A 666-nucleotide genomic window follows, 5' to 3' on the forward strand; every position below is an offset into this window, starting at 1 on the left:
CGTGGAAGACCACCACGTTGATAGGCCAGATGTGGAAGTGCGGTGACGCATGAAGCTGACTGGTACTAATTACTCGATTGTCTTGATCTTGATGATGCTCATGTCCGGCGAAGGCTTCGCCGAGCAAGAACAAGAACCTCACTCAAATCAGAATGTCTCTTCAATACTTGGATCTATCGCGCTGACCGGGTGGTTATTGCAGGGGGACCGCACCCGTTCCCATCCCGAACACGGCCGTTAAGACCCCTAGCGCCGATGGTACTGCATCTTAAGGTGTGGGAGAGTAGGTCGCTGCCCGGTCTGCACGATAGATCCAATATCCTCCAATTATATCAAAACACAAAACGCCCCCGTGCCAACAGGCCGGGGGCGTTCTGCTGTCTGGATGCAAGTCCGAACGATCACACAGGCGGGGCGGGCACGCCAACCGGCTCGGCGCGGTCATTGCCCTGGCCGATCAGGCCGGCGTGCGCGGCGATCGTTATGTCTACACGCAGCCTGCCCCGGTGAAAGCCGGAGGAATAACCGTGACAGACTCAATTAATCCCCAGTCTCACCCCGCGCCCAGGTGCAAACCCCACCCTAAACCGCTTGCCGGGAGATCGCCGTATCCGCTTCTTCAGGTCAAGGGCCCGCAGGGCCGCTTCGCGGTTTCACCCTTGAGCT

The 666-nt window shown here is 58.3% G+C and carries 2 rRNA genes; both read left to right on the forward strand.

From position 1 onward, the window contains the following. Positions 1–90 (forward strand): 23S ribosomal RNA (locus tag JXQ94_RS14080); the annotation flags it as partial. 95 nt (positions 91–185) lie between these two features. Beyond that, a 5S ribosomal RNA gene (gene rrf, locus JXQ94_RS14085) occupies positions 186–300 on the forward strand. Positions 301–666: the final 366 nt, after the last annotated feature.

It is taken from the genome of Maricaulis maris (assembly GCF_049116555.1).
In the GTDB taxonomy this organism is placed as follows: Bacteria; Pseudomonadota; Alphaproteobacteria; order Caulobacterales; family Maricaulaceae; genus Maricaulis; species Maricaulis maris_C.